Annotated in this window: 11 protein-coding genes, 9 tRNA genes and 2 pseudogenes; 5 read left to right on the forward strand and 17 right to left on the reverse strand. The window is 67.1% G+C overall.

Annotated features, from left to right (window positions below):
• The 4 genes from VFZ20_RS29175 to VFZ20_RS29190 form a co-directional block, all read right to left on the reverse strand.
• The coding region (locus VFZ20_RS29175; RefSeq protein ID WP_329687496.1) for an alpha-amylase family glycosyl hydrolase at positions 1–243 on the reverse strand (243 nt) is incomplete at its 3' end.
• A 110-nt stretch (positions 244–353) separates the two neighbouring features.
• Positions 354–1,730, reverse strand: a complete 1,377-nt coding sequence (locus VFZ20_RS29180; RefSeq protein WP_329687497.1) for a S8 family peptidase — start codon at positions 1,728–1,730, stop codon at positions 354–356.
• A 10-nt stretch (positions 1,731–1,740) separates the two neighbouring features.
• The gene (locus VFZ20_RS29185) at positions 1,741–2,583 is read right to left on the reverse strand and encodes a hypothetical protein (protein WP_329687498.1); all 843 of its coding nucleotides are present in this window, start codon (positions 2,581–2,583) and stop codon (positions 1,741–1,743) included.
• A 31-nt stretch (positions 2,584–2,614) separates the two neighbouring features.
• Entirely contained in the window at positions 2,615–5,890 is a 3,276-nt protein-coding gene (locus tag VFZ20_RS29190; RefSeq protein ID WP_329687499.1) for a CHAT domain-containing protein, read from the reverse strand.
• A gap of 344 nt (positions 5,891–6,234) precedes the next feature.
• On the opposite strand from VFZ20_RS29190, the gene VFZ20_RS29195 reads away from it, so the two are divergent.
• The 4 genes and pseudogenes from VFZ20_RS29195 to VFZ20_RS29210 all read left to right on the forward strand — a co-directional run bounded on the left by VFZ20_RS29195 (position 6,235) and on the right by VFZ20_RS29210 (position 10,229).
• Entirely contained in the window at positions 6,235–7,914 is a 1,680-nt protein-coding gene (locus tag VFZ20_RS29195) for an alpha-amylase family protein (protein WP_349264144.1), read from the forward strand.
• A 179-nt stretch (positions 7,915–8,093) separates the two neighbouring features.
• Positions 8,094–9,106: pseudogene (locus VFZ20_RS29200) on the forward strand (NAD(P)H-dependent flavin oxidoreductase).
• Between the two features lie 79 nt (positions 9,107–9,185).
• Positions 9,186–9,647: a hypothetical protein gene (locus VFZ20_RS29205; protein WP_329687501.1), complete on the forward strand. Its 462-nt coding sequence runs from the start codon at positions 9,186–9,188 to the stop codon at positions 9,645–9,647.
• A 33-nt stretch (positions 9,648–9,680) separates the two neighbouring features.
• The gene (locus tag VFZ20_RS29210; protein ID WP_329687502.1) at positions 9,681–10,229 is read left to right on the forward strand and encodes a hypothetical protein; all 549 of its coding nucleotides are present in this window, start codon (positions 9,681–9,683) and stop codon (positions 10,227–10,229) included.
• 243 nt (positions 10,230–10,472) lie between these two features.
• Here the strand turns inward: VFZ20_RS29210 and VFZ20_RS29215 are convergent, their stop codons facing one another.
• The 13 genes and pseudogenes from VFZ20_RS29215 to VFZ20_RS29275 all read right to left on the reverse strand — a co-directional run bounded on the left by VFZ20_RS29215 (position 10,473) and on the right by VFZ20_RS29275 (position 14,783).
• Positions 10,473–11,057, reverse strand: coding sequence for an HNH endonuclease (locus VFZ20_RS29215; protein ID WP_329687503.1), 585 nt, complete (start codon positions 11,055–11,057; stop codon positions 10,473–10,475).
• 139 nt (positions 11,058–11,196) lie between these two features.
• Positions 11,197–12,087: a DUF4082 domain-containing protein gene (locus VFZ20_RS29220; RefSeq protein ID WP_329687504.1), complete on the reverse strand. Its 891-nt coding sequence runs from the start codon at positions 12,085–12,087 to the stop codon at positions 11,197–11,199.
• 112 nt (positions 12,088–12,199) lie between these two features.
• Positions 12,200–12,274 (reverse strand) — tRNA-Pro (locus VFZ20_RS29225).
• A gap of 16 nt (positions 12,275–12,290) precedes the next feature.
• A tRNA-Arg gene (locus VFZ20_RS29230) sits at positions 12,291–12,364 on the reverse strand.
• A 6-nt stretch (positions 12,365–12,370) separates the two neighbouring features.
• Positions 12,371–12,454: transfer RNA gene (locus VFZ20_RS29235), tRNA-Leu, on the reverse strand.
• A gap of 26 nt (positions 12,455–12,480) precedes the next feature.
• Positions 12,481–12,554 (reverse strand) — tRNA-Asp (locus VFZ20_RS29240).
• Between the two features lie 37 nt (positions 12,555–12,591).
• A pseudogene (locus tag VFZ20_RS29245) lies at positions 12,592–13,488 on the reverse strand (RNA ligase (ATP)); the annotation flags it as partial.
• Between the two features lie 200 nt (positions 13,489–13,688).
• A tRNA-Ser gene (locus VFZ20_RS29250) sits at positions 13,689–13,776 on the reverse strand.
• A gap of 27 nt (positions 13,777–13,803) precedes the next feature.
• Positions 13,804–13,890: transfer RNA gene (locus VFZ20_RS29255), tRNA-Ser, on the reverse strand.
• Positions 13,888–13,971 (reverse strand) — tRNA-Tyr (locus VFZ20_RS29260). Before VFZ20_RS29260 ends, VFZ20_RS29255 begins: the two co-directional genes overlap by 3 nt.
• Positions 13,972–13,978: 7 nt before the next feature.
• Positions 13,979–14,062, reverse strand: a tRNA-Cys gene (locus VFZ20_RS29265).
• 14 nt (positions 14,063–14,076) lie between these two features.
• Positions 14,077–14,150, reverse strand: a tRNA-Arg gene (locus tag VFZ20_RS29270).
• A gap of 393 nt (positions 14,151–14,543) precedes the next feature.
• Positions 14,544–14,783, reverse strand: coding sequence for a hypothetical protein (locus tag VFZ20_RS29275; RefSeq protein WP_329687505.1), 240 nt, complete (start codon positions 14,781–14,783; stop codon positions 14,544–14,546).
• A gap of 293 nt (positions 14,784–15,076) precedes the next feature.
• On the opposite strand from VFZ20_RS29275, the gene VFZ20_RS29280 reads away from it, so the two are divergent.
• On the forward strand, positions 15,077–15,622 hold the full coding sequence (locus VFZ20_RS29280; RefSeq protein WP_329687506.1) for a class I SAM-dependent methyltransferase: 546 nt from the start codon (positions 15,077–15,079) through the stop codon (positions 15,620–15,622).
• The last annotated feature ends 373 nt before the right edge of the window (positions 15,623–15,995 follow it).

Below are 15,995 nucleotides of genomic sequence, written 5' to 3' on the forward strand. Positions count from 1 at the left end.
CGGATGCACGTCGGTGTAGTCGGCGACGTCGTAGCCGAAGTCCTTCATCGGCGACGGGTAGATGGGCGAGATCCAGAGGGCGTCGACGCCCAGCCAGCGCAGGTAATCCAGCCGCGCGAGGATGCCGCCGAGGTCGCCCACGCCGTCGCCGTCGCTGTCCATGAACGAGCGCGGATAGACCTGGTACACGATGCCGCGCTGCCACCACAGGTAGCTGTTCGTCCGGTTGCGCCGCTCCTCCATCCCGCCCCTCTCGCCGTGTTCGTCCGACCCTCCTGCGGATCCATGGATGCAATCCGGCAACATCCGTGCGCTTGGCCGATGTAAGTTTATAACCGACGCTGGGAGGCAGATCAAACAACTATCGAACCTGTGGGAGTTGAGATCGGCGTTTCCAGTTGCCGGAGTGTATCCGGGCAAGGTATCGGTTCAGTGCATTTTAGTTCTTCGATAAGCTTGCCCATATCAAGCCTACCGTATCCTATCTCCGTGTCGTACTTCCCGGACCGATGAACGGCACGCGATAGCAAGTCTCTAACCTGCGTTGCAGTCCAGTATGGACGGGCACGCAACGTGAGCCAAGCTGCAGCGCTTACCATGGCAGCGGCATACGAAGTGCCATTGTGCTTATCATTGGTAGTCCCTGCGTCTTCGATCGTGTGAATACGGAACCCAGGGGCGGAGAGCCAAATATGTGACCCAGTGTTGGAAAGAGACAATCTCTTTTCTGATTTATTAACGGCTCCGACTGCAATTACTCCGGGATAAGCAGCAGGATAATACGGGGACTTTTCACCACGGTTACCCATAGCGGCTACGATAATCATCCCTTGGTCGATACACTCCTTGATCTGATCCCGCACGCAGTGATCTTCTGCCATCTCCAAGCTGATATTGACGACGCGCAAGCCTTTGCATTTGACTGCTTTTAAGGCCATGATCACACCTTTTCGGTCGATCACTCCTTCAGGAGCGACGTTGTGGAGGTGTATCTCAGCGGAACAGCAGCCGTCAATACCGATTCCGTTCCTGCGTGCTGCTATTACCCCAGCAACCCCGCTGGCATGCGATAGCGTTGATGGGATCGTCTCAAATGGGAACACTGTTATATTCCCGAGGTCTGGGTGGCCAACATTGCCGCCCATATCAATCATCCCGATCGGGCCTGGGCTGGTCCCTGACTGATCCAGAGTTTGCCACGCGAGCGGAAATTTACATTCTCGAAGAAACCATTGCGGATCATCGAATGTGTTTGAATGATGTGAAATCTCCTCCTCGTCTTCTTCGGACGGTTCAACCACATAAGGCAAGGCTGGATGGTAAAGCAAACGGATTAGCGGATCCCGAAGCAGTTCCATCTCCACCTGCGCGTTCTCCCTTGCGAATTCGTCGGAGGAAGGAAGTTGCAAGAAGTGGTATGCGGAAAGCGCGCTCCGTTGCGAACTCCAGTCAGGAAGCGCGATCTTCCACCCAAACTGCTCCGAGCCCATAACACCCAGCGCGCGCTCCGGGTAAATGGGGATCAACTCCGCCCCGGCATCTCTGTATATTTCGGACAGCCGTATTGCGGCTCTCAACCCACTGACGACGGAGTCGTTTCGCGTGTAACCCTCGACGGCTTCCCGTACTGCCGATGGGTCTCCCACCTTGAATACAATGGCGTCGCTTGCGACCGGCGAACGCTCGGAAATTTTTGAGAGGCACGCCGCTTTTACATGCTTTCTCATCATTGTCATCCTTTCAGAATGTCTGACCTCGGAGAAGGGCACCAATGCAGTTTTCCACCCCCGATGAACTATCATGCACGAGTCGCGGGATTGGAAATGGACTTCCGTAGAGTTGCTGCTTGAACGAACCGTCTGGATGTTGCAGCAACCGATACAGCCATTTGAAATCCTGATCATCCTTTGCTTTCTCCGCGTCTCCGTACTCCGCCCATGCGAGGGGGTTGTTAGAGCAGACATTGGCGATCGTCACCCGGATTATTCCCTCCACCGGTTTCAGGGTGAACCTTGATTTGAGATCCTTTGAAAATCCCCGAATTGAGATCACTAATGAATCTCGATCGACCGTGCGTGTCCATGTAACGGCATTGGGGAACGGGTGCTCGTATATTTGCGGAGGGGAATCGAAAATCTGTGGAATCGCTCGGGTCGTATCTCCTTTGTTGTCGATAAAGTTTCCACTCTCAAGTATTGAATATAATAAGAGAGGTGTATCCTTTCTGGGGGGAAGAAGATCCTGCAGCAGTTCAAGCTTAGGTGCAAACTTGCTGAAATCCGGGAAAGGAAACTCCTCTGGAACTGTGACTGGTCCGGAATTGTCCAAGCCCAAGTCGAGAGTGTCTTGGTCAAATCGATAGACCACCTCTCCTCTAAGCACATCCTCGGACGAGCGTGGCTCGAGATAAATGGAATCGAAGCTGAGGAACCCAACGTGCGGCACCCCATTGGATCCGTCCTCATGGGCCGGGTCTACCCCGTCGCGACAATCAGGTTGCAATATCGCGGCTCGTGTTTTATCAAAATGTAACAAGATCAGGTTTAGACCAGTAATCGTGATCTGCAATTCAAATGAAGCCATAGGGTGCTCCTTTTCAGATGAACTGTTTCAGTTACGGCCCCGTGTAGATGAACGCCGCCCAAGCGGAGGGGGCGCGCAGCTCGGGGCGGGGGGAACGCAGGGACTGGATCTGCGCCTGGCGCAGCGCCTCGGGCGCGGTGGCGCCCGAGGCGAAGCGGCGGTGAAAGTCCGTCAGCAGCGGGGTGGTGACATCGTCGTGCACGTCCCACAGCGTGCTCACCGTTGCGGGAACCCCGGCGCGGAGAAAGCTGTACGCCAGCCCGGCCGCGGCACCCGCGCGGCTGGGGCGCGGGCTCAGCGTGCTGCACGCGGAGAGCACCACCAGCTGCACGTTCGACAGATGCAGCTCGCCGATCTCCCACGCGGGCAGCCTTCCGCCCGACACCGTGCTGTCCGACGCCAGCGCCAGGTACGACAGCTCGGGGCGGGCGCTGTTGAAGACAGCATGCCCGGCGAAGTGGACAACGGAGTACTGTGAAAGCTGCTCCAGGACCGGCTCGCGTCCCGCATCCTCCTCTAACAGCAGGCGGTCGCGGGGATACATCGCCGCGACCTGACGCGCCTCGCGCACGGCGCCGGGAAGCGAAGGGAGCTGTCGCGCCACGCTGCTGTCCAGCGTCGGGTTGCCCACCACGAGTGCCGATACAATCGGTTGGCGCAGCCCTGCCGGGGTGGCGGCGGCCATCTGGAATGCGGCGCTCGGCACCGTTGCAACGTCGAGATCCTCGACGACGAACCGCCGCGTGCGGTCGTTCCACAGGGCCGCGAAGGGTACTTGGTACAGTTCCCGGTCCGGCACGACGGTGAGCCGGCGCATGCTGCCCAGGTCTCCTTCCAAGGGACGGATCAGCAGGTCGTACAGCGCGGCGCGCGCGGGCGCGTTCCGCGGATTCGTCTCGCCGAGCTCTTGGCGGAAGCGCTCAACCAGGGCCGCTACCGAGTCGCGCCGGACCGAGACGACGTGGTGACGCCATCCTCTCCGGGAAACTGTCCAGATGGCCAGCCGGTCTGCCAGCAGTGCGTAATCCACGAATAGAACGTCCGGCGGTAGCGCCGCGGCCAGGCGGGTGATCTCGACCCGCTCCGAGCGTGCCTGGTGAGCATTGTCCTGCCGGAGCATGGGCTGGATCGCGGCGCGTGCACGCTCCAGGAACGCGAACGCGGAGTCCGGCCGTCCCGCGGCCAGCTCCAGGCGCACGGCCGCGTCGAACACGTTCTCCACCGTTTCGTGGAACGCCGTACGATCCGCCACCTTGCGGAGAGAATCCTGCTGCCGTTCCAGGTATTCGATCGCCGTCACGAGGTGCGCCCGCGCGAGCGCCGGTTCGGATGCAGCCTCGGCGGCAACGGCGGCTTCGAAGTGGGCGACGGGCACGTGTAGCTGGATGCCGACCGAGTTGTAGGTGGCTGCCACGTCTCGGAGCACCGCGTACGCACGGCGCGGGTTTTCGTGCGTGAGAAGCTGCCCCAGCACCATTCGTACGTCGGCCGTGGTGCGATCGCGACCCGCTCCCCGGGGGAGCTGGTCTGCCCAGCGCAGCCCTTCGGTAAGGGCTGTCCGCGCCGCCGTCCATTGTCCCAGGACGATCAGGTCCCGTGCCTCCGCTCGATAGGCTCGCGCGACGACCTCGGGTTTTCCCAGCGAGCGGGCGATTTCCAGCACTTCTCCCATCAAGGCGTGCGCGGCGTAGCTCAGGCCCTGGCTCCGCGCCAGGCTGGCGACCGTCGTGACGTGGTTGTTCAGGAAGTTGGACCGGCGGTATGGTGCAAGGAGGCGCAGGCCACGCAGTCCTTCAACCCGGCTGCCCTGTACCTGTCCCAAAAGGCCATAGCTTTCCGCCACGAGGTACGCGATGGCGGCGAGATTCTCTCCTTCGTGGGCGCGGATGCTGTAGGGCTCCGCCTGACGGTAGAACTGGATGGCCGCGTCGTAGTATCCCTGCCGCACCCGGCTCACACCGCGGCCCCAGATGGTCCGGCCCATCAGCGCGGGCTCGTCCGACGGCGTTTCGTGGGCGACCGATCGATACAACCCTTCTGCCGCGGTGAACTTTCCCAGGTTCATCAGTGCGGCCGCCCGGTAGAACGCGGCCCAGCGGGCGGCGGGTGATCGTGCACCGCGCAGCTCTCGCTCCGCGCTCCGGGCCGCCGCGTCGGCGCGCTCGTAGGCGGCGGCATAGTAGTCCTGGAACGATTGTCCCAGCGCGGCGTGGCCACGGGCCAGCGTGGCAAGCCGCGCCGGCTCGTCCGCGGCGGAGTCGATGGCCGCGACGGCGTGCGCGATGCTGCGGTCCGCGTCCATGGCCACCGCCGCCGCGCCGATCTCGCGGGCCACGGACAGCAGGCGCGCCGCACGCGCGGCGGAGTCCGCCAGGTGCGCGCGGCCCCAGGCGCCCATCAGCGTAAACGCGCTGTCACGCGCGGCCTGGGGCGACCGGCGTACCCGCGCGACAATGGCGGCGCGGGTCGCGGAATCCATGCGTGCGGGTGGCGCGGTGAGCAGCGAGTCCCACGAAACGGTGTCCGCCACCTGCGCCAGCGCCCGCGCGTAACCCTGGGCTTCGGCGCGCCACCGGCGGTCGCGCTCCACGGCCAGGTAGCGCGTCCAGGCCCGCTGCGCGCTGGCGACCAGGTACAACCGCTGGAGAACCAGGGCCCGGTTGAAGAGGATCTCGGGCCGCAGGGGATCCAGCAGCGCGGCCTGCTCCACGGACTCCAGGGCCAGCAGCAGCGGGTCGAGGTCCTGCGTGCGCTCGGCGACGGCCAGGTGGGCGACGGCCAGCTCGCTGCGCAGGCCGGCGTCCTCCGGCGCGCGGAGCACGGCCTGCTCCAGGGTGGCGGCCGCGCGCCGGAGCGTGACGGTGGAGGTATCCGCGAACCGAAGGTCCAGCAGGGCGTTTGTCCGCAGGGTGGCGAGGGAGTCCGCGGCCGAAACGGGAGGCCGGGCCTCGCGGGCCAGGTCCGTGATGCGCTGGCTTTGTGGATTTTGCCCTCCGCATTCCCCGCGCGGCACGAGCGCGGCCGTATCCACGGGCGTGCAGGGCTGCCAGGCCGTCTGCTTCGTCAGCCGCCCGGTGGTGAAGCGCTGGGCGAGCAGCGTGCCCTCCAGCTCCCCGGCGGTGTCGCCCCGCGCGGCGCCGTAGCCGTAGGCGAGGCCGAGCGTTACCAGCACCGCGACGATGGCGGCGCGTCCCCGGGACGTGGACGGGTGGAAGAACCGATGAAGTCCGCGCATGGCGAAGACGGCGGGCGGAAGGTAGCGGTGGAGCGGGAGACGAACCGGGTGCGTGGTGCCCGGTGCGGGCACGGGTGCGAGGATCGGGGACTGGAGTGTGGGCGTGCCGATGGCGCCAGGAATCGAAGACGGGTGAAACGTAGATTTTTCGTCGGGTGAGGTCAATGATCTTCTTCATGCCCGTCGGGCCCGCGTCCCCCGTATCAGAACGCGGGAACTTCGCGGCCCTGCTGCGAATCCGCTTCGGTCCTCTGCCCGGGGCGGACGCGGAGACGGGGCAGCGCCGGCGTCGCGCCTGATCTCCCGCGCGAACGTGTATTCCGAATTCCGGTCGCCGGGCCAATCCGATGCGTCGGCTGGACCCCGCCTTGCACGATCGCGTGCATCCACCGCACACCGGACGCGAGGAGCACGGGTTGATCGAGGATCTCTGGTACAGGAACGCCGTCGTGTACAGTCTCAACCTGGAGACGTTCATGGACGGCGACGGCGACGGGTGCGGCGACTTCGAGGGGCTCATCCGCCGGCTGGACTACCTGGAGTCGCTGGGCGTGGACGCCGTCTGGGTGGGGCCGTTCCAGCCCTCGCCCAACCGCGACCACGGCTACGACATCCGTGACTTCTACGGGGTGGACCCGCGCTACGGCACCCCAGGTGACTTCGTGGAGTTCATCAGCCAGGCCAACAGCCGCGGCATCCGTGTGCTCATGGACCTGGTCGTGAACCACACCTCCGACCGGCACCCGTGGTTCCAGTCCGCGCGGCGCGACCCGGACTCGCGCTACCGCGACTGGTACGTGTGGCAAAAGGAGCGTCCGAAGCAGTGGGACGAGGGGATGGTCTTTCCCGGCGTCCAGGAGGCGACGTGGACGAAGGACGAGGAGGCGGGCGCGTACTACTACCACCGCTTCTACGACTTCCAGCCGGACCTGAACATGGACAACCCCGAGGTGCGCACGGAGGTGCGGCGCATCATGGGGTACTGGCTGCAGATGGGCGTGGCGGGGTTCCGGATGGACGCCGTGCCGTTCGTCATCGAGGGCACGCACGACGGCAGCGGGGGCGAGGTGCCCATGCACTTCGAGTACCTCAGGCAGATGCGCAGCTTTCTGCAGTGGCGCAGCGCGGGCGCCATCCTGCTGGGCGAGGCCAACGTGCTGCCGCCGGAGAACGCGAAGTACTTCGGCACGTCGGGCGACGGCATCCACATGATGTTCAACTTCTTCGTCAACCAGCACCTGTTCTACGCGCTCGCCTCGGGCGACACGCGGCCGCTGGCGCAGGCGCTCAAGGCCACGCGCGCCCTGCCGCCGTCCGCGCAGTGGGCGCACTTCCTTCGCAACCACGACGAGCTGGACCTGGGGCGGCTCACGGAGGAGCAGCGGGCGCTCGTCTTCGAGCGGTTCGGGCCGGAGCCGGGGATGCAGCTGTACGGCCGCGGCATCCGGCGGCGCCTGGCGGGCATGCTGGGCGACCGCGCGCGGCTGGAGCTGGCGTACAGCCTGTTGTTCTCGCTCCCCGGCACGCCCGTGCTGCGCTACGGTGACGAGATCGGGATGGGCGAGGACCTGTCGCAGAAGGAGCGCGAGGCCGTCCGCACGCCCATGCAGTGGTCGCGCGAGCGCAACGCGGGCTTCTCCGCGGCGGACACCATCGTCAAGCCGGTCATCGAGGACGGCCCGTTCGGATGCGCGCACGTGAACGTGGAGTCGCAGCGGCGTGATCCCGGCTCGCTCCTCAACTGGATGGTGGGGATGATCCGCCTGCGGAAGGAGTGCCCGGAGATCGGCTGGGGCTCGTGGAGGGCCCTGCCGGCGGGCTCGTCCAGCGTGCTGGCGTTGTGCTACGCGTGGCGGGGCAACGACGTCGTCGTCCTGCACAACTTCGCCGACCGGCCCGTGGAGGCGCGCTTCCGGGTGGACGCGGAGGGCGGCGAGCACCTGTCCAGCCTGCTCACGGAGGACGAGCAGCACGCGGGCGAGGACGGCCTCCACCGCGTGATGCTGCCCGCGTACGGCTACCGCTGGTACCGCGTGGGCGGCTTTGGCTACGCGCTCCGGGCGAAGCGTGACAGCGGGGCAGGGGTGGCGTGGTAGGAGCGGATGGGGGATGATGGGACGCGGGGGAGCGTCGGCGCGGCGGATGATCGTGCCCCGCGGACGCAGATGATCCCGCGCGGACGCACGATTCCGGATTCGGGAGGACGAGGATGACGAACGCGTGGAGTCGCCTGGCGGAGCGCTTGGGCGTGGAGCATCCGCTGGTGCTGGCGCCGATGGCCGGCGGGCCGTCCACGCCCGCGCTGGCGGCCGCCGTATCGGACGCGGGCGGGCTGGGTCACTCGGTGCCGCGTACCTCGCGCCGGACGAGATCCGCGGCGCCATCGCGGAGGTGCGCCGGCGGACGGACCGGCCGTTCGCCGTGAACCTGTTCGCGGGCGGCGCCACGGAGGGCGCGGACGATCCCCGTCCCATGCTGGACGTGCTGACCCGCTGGCACGCGGTGCTGGGGCTGGATCCACCCGTGCTCCCGCCGATGCCCGCGGATCCATTCGACGCGCAGCTGGAGGCGACGTTGGACGCGGGCGCGCCCGTCTTCAGCTTCGCGTTCGGCATCCCGGCGCCGGAGGTGATGGCGGAGCTGCGCCGCCGCGCCGTCGTCGTCCTGGGCACGGCGACGACGGTGGACGAGGCGCGGGCGCTGGAGGGCGCGGGCGTGGACGCCGTCGTGGCGCAGGGCAGCGAGGCGGGCGGGCACCGCGGCACGTTCCTGGGCCCGTTCGAGTCCGCCCTGATCGGCACGATGGCGCTCGTGCCGCAGGTGGTGGATGCCGTGCGCGTGCCGGTGATCGCGTCCGGCGGCATCATGGACGGGCGGGGAATCGCGGCCGCCATGGCCCTCGGCGCATCCGGCGTGCAGCTGGGGACAGCCTTTCTCGCCGCGGACGAGGCCGGCACCTCCGCCCGGTACCGCGCGCGCCTGCGGGAATCCACGGAGGACGCCACGGCCGTCACCCGCGCGTACTCGGGCCGGCCCGCGCGGGGCATCCGCACGGCGTTCATGGCGGACGTGGACGCGGCCGGCGCGCCGGTGCTCCCGTTCCCCCTCCAGAACGCCCTCACGCGGCCCCTGCGCACGGCCGCCGCCCGCGCGGGGAACGCCGACGCGCTGTCGCTGTGGGCGGGGCAGGGGCTTCGCCTGCTGCGCACGGGCCCCGCCGGGGACCTGGCCCGCGCGCTGATCGAGGAGACGGACCGCGTCGTTCGCGCCCTGCACGGCGGGGGATGATCGGCCTAACACATTGCGCCGCTCGCGCGTCCTGTAGCAGAATCACGGGACGGAATCACATCGCGATCGCGGAGCAGACGTGGCGGAGATCGGAATCGAGAGCGTGCGGGACGACCCCGGGCTGCTGCGGCGCCTGCTGCTGGCGCTGATGGTGATCGGCATCCTGGGATTGGAGGCGGAGCTGCTGCTGCTGGAGCACGTGGAAAGCGTGTGGCAGTGGATCCCCGTCGTCGCGCTGGGCACAGGCCTGCTGCTGACGCTGGCCGTGTGGATGCGGCCGGGGCGGGGCACGTTGCGCGCCTTTCGGGTCCTCTGCGCGCTGTTCGTCGCGGCGGGCGCGCTGGGCGTGTACCTTCACATGGACGGCAACATCGAGTTCGCGCGCGAGGGCGATCCGTCGCTGACGGGCTTCGCGCTGCTGTGGGAGGCGCTCACGGGCGCCACCCCCGCGCTGGCGCCCGGCGCCCTGGCCCAGCTGGGGCTGCTGGGGCTGGCGCTGGCGTATCGCCATCCCATGCTGCGGCGCGGCGTGGCGGACTGATCCACATCCACCCCATCTCCCGAGGAGACCTGAATGACCAAGCGCATCCTGCCGCTCCTTTCGGCGGCGGCCGTGCTTTCCCTGGCCGCGTGCGGCGGTGACAGCGGCGAGACCGCGCCGGCGGCGGACACCACGAGCGCGGCCCCGTCCGCCGCTGCCCCCGCGACGCCCGCCCCGGCGGACACGACGGCCGCGCCGGCTCCGGCCAACGCCACGTTCCTGGACCCCAACACGGCCACCGCCGAGCAGCTGCTGACGGTGCCCGGCTTTGACCAGGCACTGGCGGACGCGGTGATCGCGGGCCGTCCGTACGCCGACATGACGGCGGTGAACAAGGTGCTCAGCACGCGGCTGAACGAGGACGGGCTGAAGCAGGCGTACACCCGTCTGTGGAAGCCGCTGAACCTGAACACGGCCAGCCGCGAGGAGATCCTGCTGGTGCCGGGCGTGGGCGCGCGGATGGCGCACGAGTTCGAGGAGTATCGCCCGTACCGCAACATCGAGCAGTTCCGCCGCGAGATCGGCAAGTACGTGGACGATGCCGAGGTGGCGCGCCTGGAGCGGTACGTCACCATCAGCTGATCAGAAAAGAAAAAACCAACTGAATTCTCACGCAGAGCCGCAGAGGACGCAGAGTACTTCGTCGCGCGATGAAGTACTCTGCTGCCCCTGCTCCCTCTGCGTGAGAATGCAGTTGGTCTTTTTTCGCCTGGAGACGCGGAGGGCGGAATGATACCGCTGGAAAGAATCCGCGAATGGAAGTACGGCAGGATGGTGGAGGGCGAGATGACTCGCCCTCCGCGATCTCCGGCGTCACATCAATCGTTACAGCGCGTTAGCCACGTCGGCGCCAAAGAACTGCGTGACGTACTTGCGCTGCAGCGGGGTCAGACGGCGCACGGACCACTCCAGGTGCACGAACTGCGGCTCCGTGGGCGTGATGCGCAGCGTAAGCCCCGCCTCGGCCGGCGTGCGGTCGGCCTTGCGGTTGTTGCACGTGCTGCACGCCGTTACGCAGTTGTCCCACGTGTTGGCGTCGCCGCGGCGGGTGAACCGGCACTGCGGCAGCACGTGGTCGCGGGTCAGGAACTCCCGCGCCCGCAGGCCGTCGCGGTGACGCCCGCAGTACGCGCAGGTGTAGCCGTCACGGGCGAACAGGATGGTGTTGGTCACGCCCCGGCGCATCCGGCGCGGCACGTACACGTACCGCACCAGGCGGATTACCGCCGGCACCGGCATCTCGCGCCCGGCGGAGCGGATGACCCGCGTGCCGTGCGCCTCCACCAGCTCGGCGCGGCCCTCCATCACCAGGCGCACGGCGCGCTGGACGGGCAGCATCACCAGCGGCTCGTACGACGCGTTCAGCGCCAGGCAGCCGGTTCGGGTCGGTCGAGTGATGGTCATCTGCATGCGTCTACACCTCCGTTCCTTCTCCTCCCGTGAGTTGTGTTCGCGCGCCCGCGTGCCGGGCTGTTCTGCGCGGTTGGGGTGAAATGCGGGACGGCGTGTCCCGGTGCCGCCGGCCGGTGCCGGTGCGTCGATGGTGGGTCTAGCTCAGTCCCTCGGCCACGGCGTGGTTGTCGCCCTCATCGGCCTCGTAGAGCACGTCCAGGTCGTCCACGTCCACGTAGTAGTCGTTCCCGGTCCCCGGCCCGGGCTCGATGACCGCCGTCGTCACGGTCGTGCAGGCGTTCACGGAGATGGAGGGCGTGGCGAGGTTGAAGATCTCGTACTGCACACCGAACCAGTGCTCCACGCGCGTGGTGGACGCCCCCGCCGCCGCCGTCCCGTTGTTGCAGACGACCACGGACACGCTCGGTCCCGCGGCGTTGTACGTGATGGAGGACACGTACAGGTTGGGCACGGCGCCGTCGGGGACAAAGATCACGTCCGCGAAGAAAAAGCTGTTGCTGGACTGCGTGGGCATGCTGCCCGTGGGCTGCCCGTAGTAGCTCAGGTCCGCCTGCAGCGACCCGTTGATGAGCAGGAACGATCCGGCGTTGGACGTCTTGGCCTGCTGGGCGTTGGTGTTGACCGACACCCGGTAGGACGTGTTGGCGGCGATCCGCGGCTGGTTGCTGGAGAGGTACACCGTGTCCCATCCCGAGCGGCCGCTGTTGGGCAGCGTGGCCGTGCGCAGCAGCGTTCCCCCGTTGGACCACAGGCGCGCGCGGTTGGTCCCGGATTCACCCGGGGCGCGGTAGAACCGAAAGCCGATGATGCGGCCCGGCACCGTGGCCTTGAAGCGCGTGCCCACCTCCCAGCCGGGAGATGCACTCAGGAAGCTCGCGGGCGTTTGCGTGGTGAAGAGGGTGTACACGGGCCCCGACGGCCCCGTTGCCAGGGCGGGCTCCGAACCGCGCGCGGAGACGGGGTTGCCCGCGTCGCCGCAGCCGGCGACGGCCAGCGCGGCCGCCGCGAGGATAAACCAGTGCTTCATTGTGACCTCTCCGGACAGGGATGCGTTCCCCGCGCGGGGTGCGCCGGGCTACGTCCGGAAATATACCTTTGCAGACGATATCGGTGAATAAACACGTTGTCCGGATTGCGAGTAGGGGAAGCTGGATTTGAACCAGCGTTCTCCTGCGTCCGAGGCAGGCGAGGATTCCGGGCTCCTCCATTCCCCTGTACGTCCATCGAACATGCCCCGGGGAGGACTCGAACCTCCGGCCTCCGCGCTCGGAACGCGGCGCTCTCTCCATCTGAGCTACCGGGACGTGCAGTACCCACGGGCGGACTTGAACCGCCACGGCCAAACGGCCACCGGCTTTTGAGACCGGCCTGTCTGCCAATTCCAGCACGTGGGCACGAGGAAGTGCGAAAGTGCGAAAGGCGAGGGCGGCGGGATTCGAACCCGCGATCTCCGGAGAGACAGTCCGGCGCTTTGGGCCGCTAAGCTACGCCCCCACGACGGCCCGCTCCCAAGCGGAGCGGGCCGGTCCTGCTAGTAGTGGTACTCCGTCGCCTGACCCGTGCGGGTCAGGTAGTCGCCCGAGATGGACTTGAGGATCACCCGCCCCAGGTCCGACTCGATGTCGTACCGCTCCGCCACCGGGCGAATCACCACGCCCTCGCGGACGTGGCCGGCGCCCAGCGTGGTGGCGCCGTCCGTGTGCTCCGCCAGCACGGCCTCGCCAAACGGCCCCTCGTACAGCAGGGGCACCCGCTCCAGCCCGCGCACCAGCAGAAGCCGGTGCGCGGCGCCGTCGTGGTCCTGGTACTCCCCGTTCAGCGACACGTCGAACCAGCGGAACCCCACGATGCCGTTGACGAACCCGTACTTCAGGTCCTGCACGCCCAGCACCTCGCCGTAGACGGTCGCGGTGGCCGCCCCCGTCTCCGCCAGCAGCGCCCGCAGGTGCTCCGCCATGCCCGTCCCGGCGGCCACGCGCCAGTACACGTTGGACTCGTCCGGGGTCAGGCAGATGTTGCGCGAGGCGACCACCAGCTCGCCGTCCTCGGCCGACATGCCGTACGCGGCGCAGGCGCCGTGCAGCTTCTCGGTGAACACCACCGGCTCGCCGTCCCGCAGCACGCCGGGGTAGTTCTTGATGTTCTCGATGTCCGTGTACTTGTGCATCCACGCGGGCCACGGGTTGGCCCGCCCGGCCAGGTGCGCCGGGATGGGCTCCTCGTACTTCACGATGCCCAGCGCCTGGGCCACGTCCGTCCCCGGCTCGGCGCCGTCGGTGCCGGCCAGCGCGTGAAAGACTTCCATCGGCATCAGCAGCCCCTGCGACAGCTCGCCGCGCAGGCGGATGGCCTTGACCCGGTTCTTCGCCTTGCCGGCCAGCTTGCCCGCAAGGCCCAGCGCCTCCTGCACCTCCGGGGGCACCACGGCGTCCTCGGGGGATGTAGACCACGGGCTCGCCCGCGGCGTGGGTGCCCTTGGCGGCCACGGCCTTCCAGCCGCGGATGCGCACCAGCTCCAGCCGGTCGGCGTTGGGGTGGGGCAGGACCTCGTCGATGCGCGTGACTTCCACGCGAAACGTGCTCATGACGCTCCTTTCTGATTCAGGATGAATGGTGTCGACGAGAAAGCGGAGAGGGTGGGATTCGAACCCACGAAACGCGCTCAGGCGTCTACGGTTTAGCAAACCGCTGCCCGTGCCGGCAGGCGGACCCCTCCGTGAGAAAAAGTGCGAAAGTGGGGCAGAGGAAGCGGCGAGACTCGAACTCGCAACACGCCCGAGGCGTGCTACCGGTTTTCGGGACCGGCTCCTCATCCAGCCGGATCGCTTCCAGGAGGGAGGGACTTGAACCCCCGAGCCCAGGGGCACCCCGTCTACAGCGGGGCCCGCTTTCAGTTACGGTTTACCTCCGAGCAACAGAGCAGGGAGCGGGATTCGAACCCGCGTGGGCATTGCGCCGCTGGTTCTGCAGACCAGCCCCTTCAGCCGCTCGGGCATCCCTGCGTTGTTGTAGTTGATGCGCCCGGAGGGATTCGAACCCCCAACCTCCGGATCCGTAATCCGGCGCTCTATCCAGTTGAGCTACGGGCGCAGATGTATCGTCCTTCGAAGTGCTTATGAGCTTCTACCTTCACGTGAAAGCCCGTTCGTGCGCTCACCTGCTTTCGCACTCTCGCACTCTCGCACTTTCGCACTTTCGCACTCTCGCACTTTGTTTTCGCAGTCCGCGTGGAGCCCCGCACGGGGCGCGCAAGACGCACGGCAAGGGAGTCGCGTTCGCCAGGCCGGCGCTCACGGCCCCGGCGGGTTTCCACGCGGACTGCGTGTCTGTTCTCGACCAGTACCCGAGTTGTCAAACAGTCCCGGCCCATGGCTGTCGCCTTGCCGGTGCCTGCAACGGGAAAGGCGCCCTGCCTTCCCGAATGCCGTCGGGAGGGCAGGGCGCCTTGCACGGGCGACCCTGGGCCGGAAAGCGCGTACGCGCCTACACCGGTTTCCCTCCCACGGAGTTTCCGAAATCCCGATCCAACCCACGGATCCACTTTCGCGACGAGCCCGACTCGTTCACGCGCGTGGTGCTGCCCAAACCTCGATGACTGCGACGCCGCAGCACGCGCGATGGCGCCACGCTGCCCGCCAGGGGCGCGCATGAGCCGGCCACGCCGCGCAGCATCTGCGCGGGCGCCTGCGTGCGCTCCGGGGTGGCGTTGGCGTGGACGTGCATCGTCGTGTCTCTCGTCGGTCCGGTTCGTCGTGGTCGATGTGCCCCAAGGGGCAAAAACAAAAAAGGAGCCGCGTGCCTCAGGCCTCCTGATGAAGGCCCGGCGAGCCACCGGACCCATGGTCCGGAACGGCCTGCCGATGAGGGACGCGACTCCCGATGGACGCCAGTCTAACGGGCCCCCTGTCGGATGTCAAGGGGGTTCGCAAGAGGAATTTTCATCCCGCCGGGATGGCCTTCGCGCGCCCAACCACGCAGATTGCGCGCATCTCGTTCCTGCGTAAACACTTGCTCTGATGAACGACCGCGACGCCGCCGACCTGCTGCGCCCCGCCGTAAAGCCCGCCCCGTCGGCGCGCTGGGCGGACCTGGGCGCGGGCACGGGCACCTTTACCCGCGCGCTGGCCACGCTGCTGGGACCGGACGCGGAGATCCACGCCGTGGACGCGGATGCCCGCGCGCTGCGTACCCTCCGCGACGACGCCCCGACGGCGGGTCCGCGCATCCACGTCCATCACGCAGACTTCACGCGTCGCCTGCCGCTGCCGCCGCTGGACGGCATCCTCATGGCCAACGCGCTGCACTTCGTCCGCGACCAGCCGGCGATGGTCACGCTGGGGGCGTCGTACCTGCGTCCCGGCGGGCGGCTCGTCGTCATCGAGTACGAGAACCGGTCCGCGAGCCGCTGGGTTCCGCATCCCGTCCCGTTCGCGCGGCTGGTGGATCTGGTTGCGGACGCGGGGCTTACGCCGCCGCGCATCGTGGGCCGCCGTCCGTCCGCGTACGGCGGCGAGATGTACGTGGCCGTCGCTGTCCCTTCCGCGGGGATCGTTCAGCGCTAAGACGAGCGGGAGCCAGAGGTGGAAATGCACTCATGGTCGGGTGGTTTATGTGGGGAGGGTTCACCCCCGGGCGAACCCGATCCCGCATCGGGTGCCCTCCCTTCCATTTCAGCGAAACCCGGCTCTATCGAATAGTCGCCCGGGTCGCGTTTCGCTCTTCCCGGCTACGCATTCGTTTCTGTAAGCAGATACAGAATAGATTGTTAGAAGGTCCTGGAGCATCTGGTCCCCGGGTTGCGTAGCCGGTCGTCACCCGGATTTGAATCCCTTTTCAGCCCGATTTCTCCGCAAGAGCACGCCGTTCACCTGCCGTTTGGTCACCATCTGCCTGAAAGGTGCAGGGCCCCATGCTGTCTCCAGATCCGACCGTATC

The sequence above is a fragment of the Longimicrobium sp. genome (assembly GCF_036280135.1).
In the GTDB taxonomy this organism is placed as follows: domain Bacteria; phylum Gemmatimonadota; class Gemmatimonadetes; order Longimicrobiales; family Longimicrobiaceae; genus Longimicrobium.

What these genes read in the sequence shown, in the direction of transcription:
- VFZ20_RS29180 (WP_329687497.1), bottom strand. Translation starts at nt 1,730, where the DNA reads ATGATGAGAAAGCATGTAAAAGCGGCGTGCCTCTCAAAAATTTCCGAG.
- VFZ20_RS29185 (WP_329687498.1), bottom strand. Translation starts at nt 2,583, where the DNA reads ATGGCTTCATTTGAATTGCAGATCACGATTACTGGTCTAAACCTGATC.
- VFZ20_RS29210 (WP_329687502.1), top strand. Translation starts at nt 9,681, where the DNA reads ATGACCAAGCGCATCCTGCCGCTCCTTTCGGCGGCGGCCGTGCTTTCC.
- VFZ20_RS29215 (WP_329687503.1), bottom strand. Translation starts at nt 11,057, where the DNA reads ATGCAGATGACCATCACTCGACCGACCCGAACCGGCTGCCTGGCGCTG.
- VFZ20_RS29220 (WP_329687504.1), bottom strand. Translation starts at nt 12,087, where the DNA reads ATGAAGCACTGGTTTATCCTCGCGGCGGCCGCGCTGGCCGTCGCCGGC.
- VFZ20_RS29275 (WP_329687505.1), bottom strand. Translation starts at nt 14,783, where the DNA reads ATGCACGTCCACGCCAACGCCACCCCGGAGCGCACGCAGGCGCCCGCG.
- VFZ20_RS29280 (WP_329687506.1), top strand. Translation starts at nt 15,077, where the DNA reads ATGAACGACCGCGACGCCGCCGACCTGCTGCGCCCCGCCGTAAAGCCC.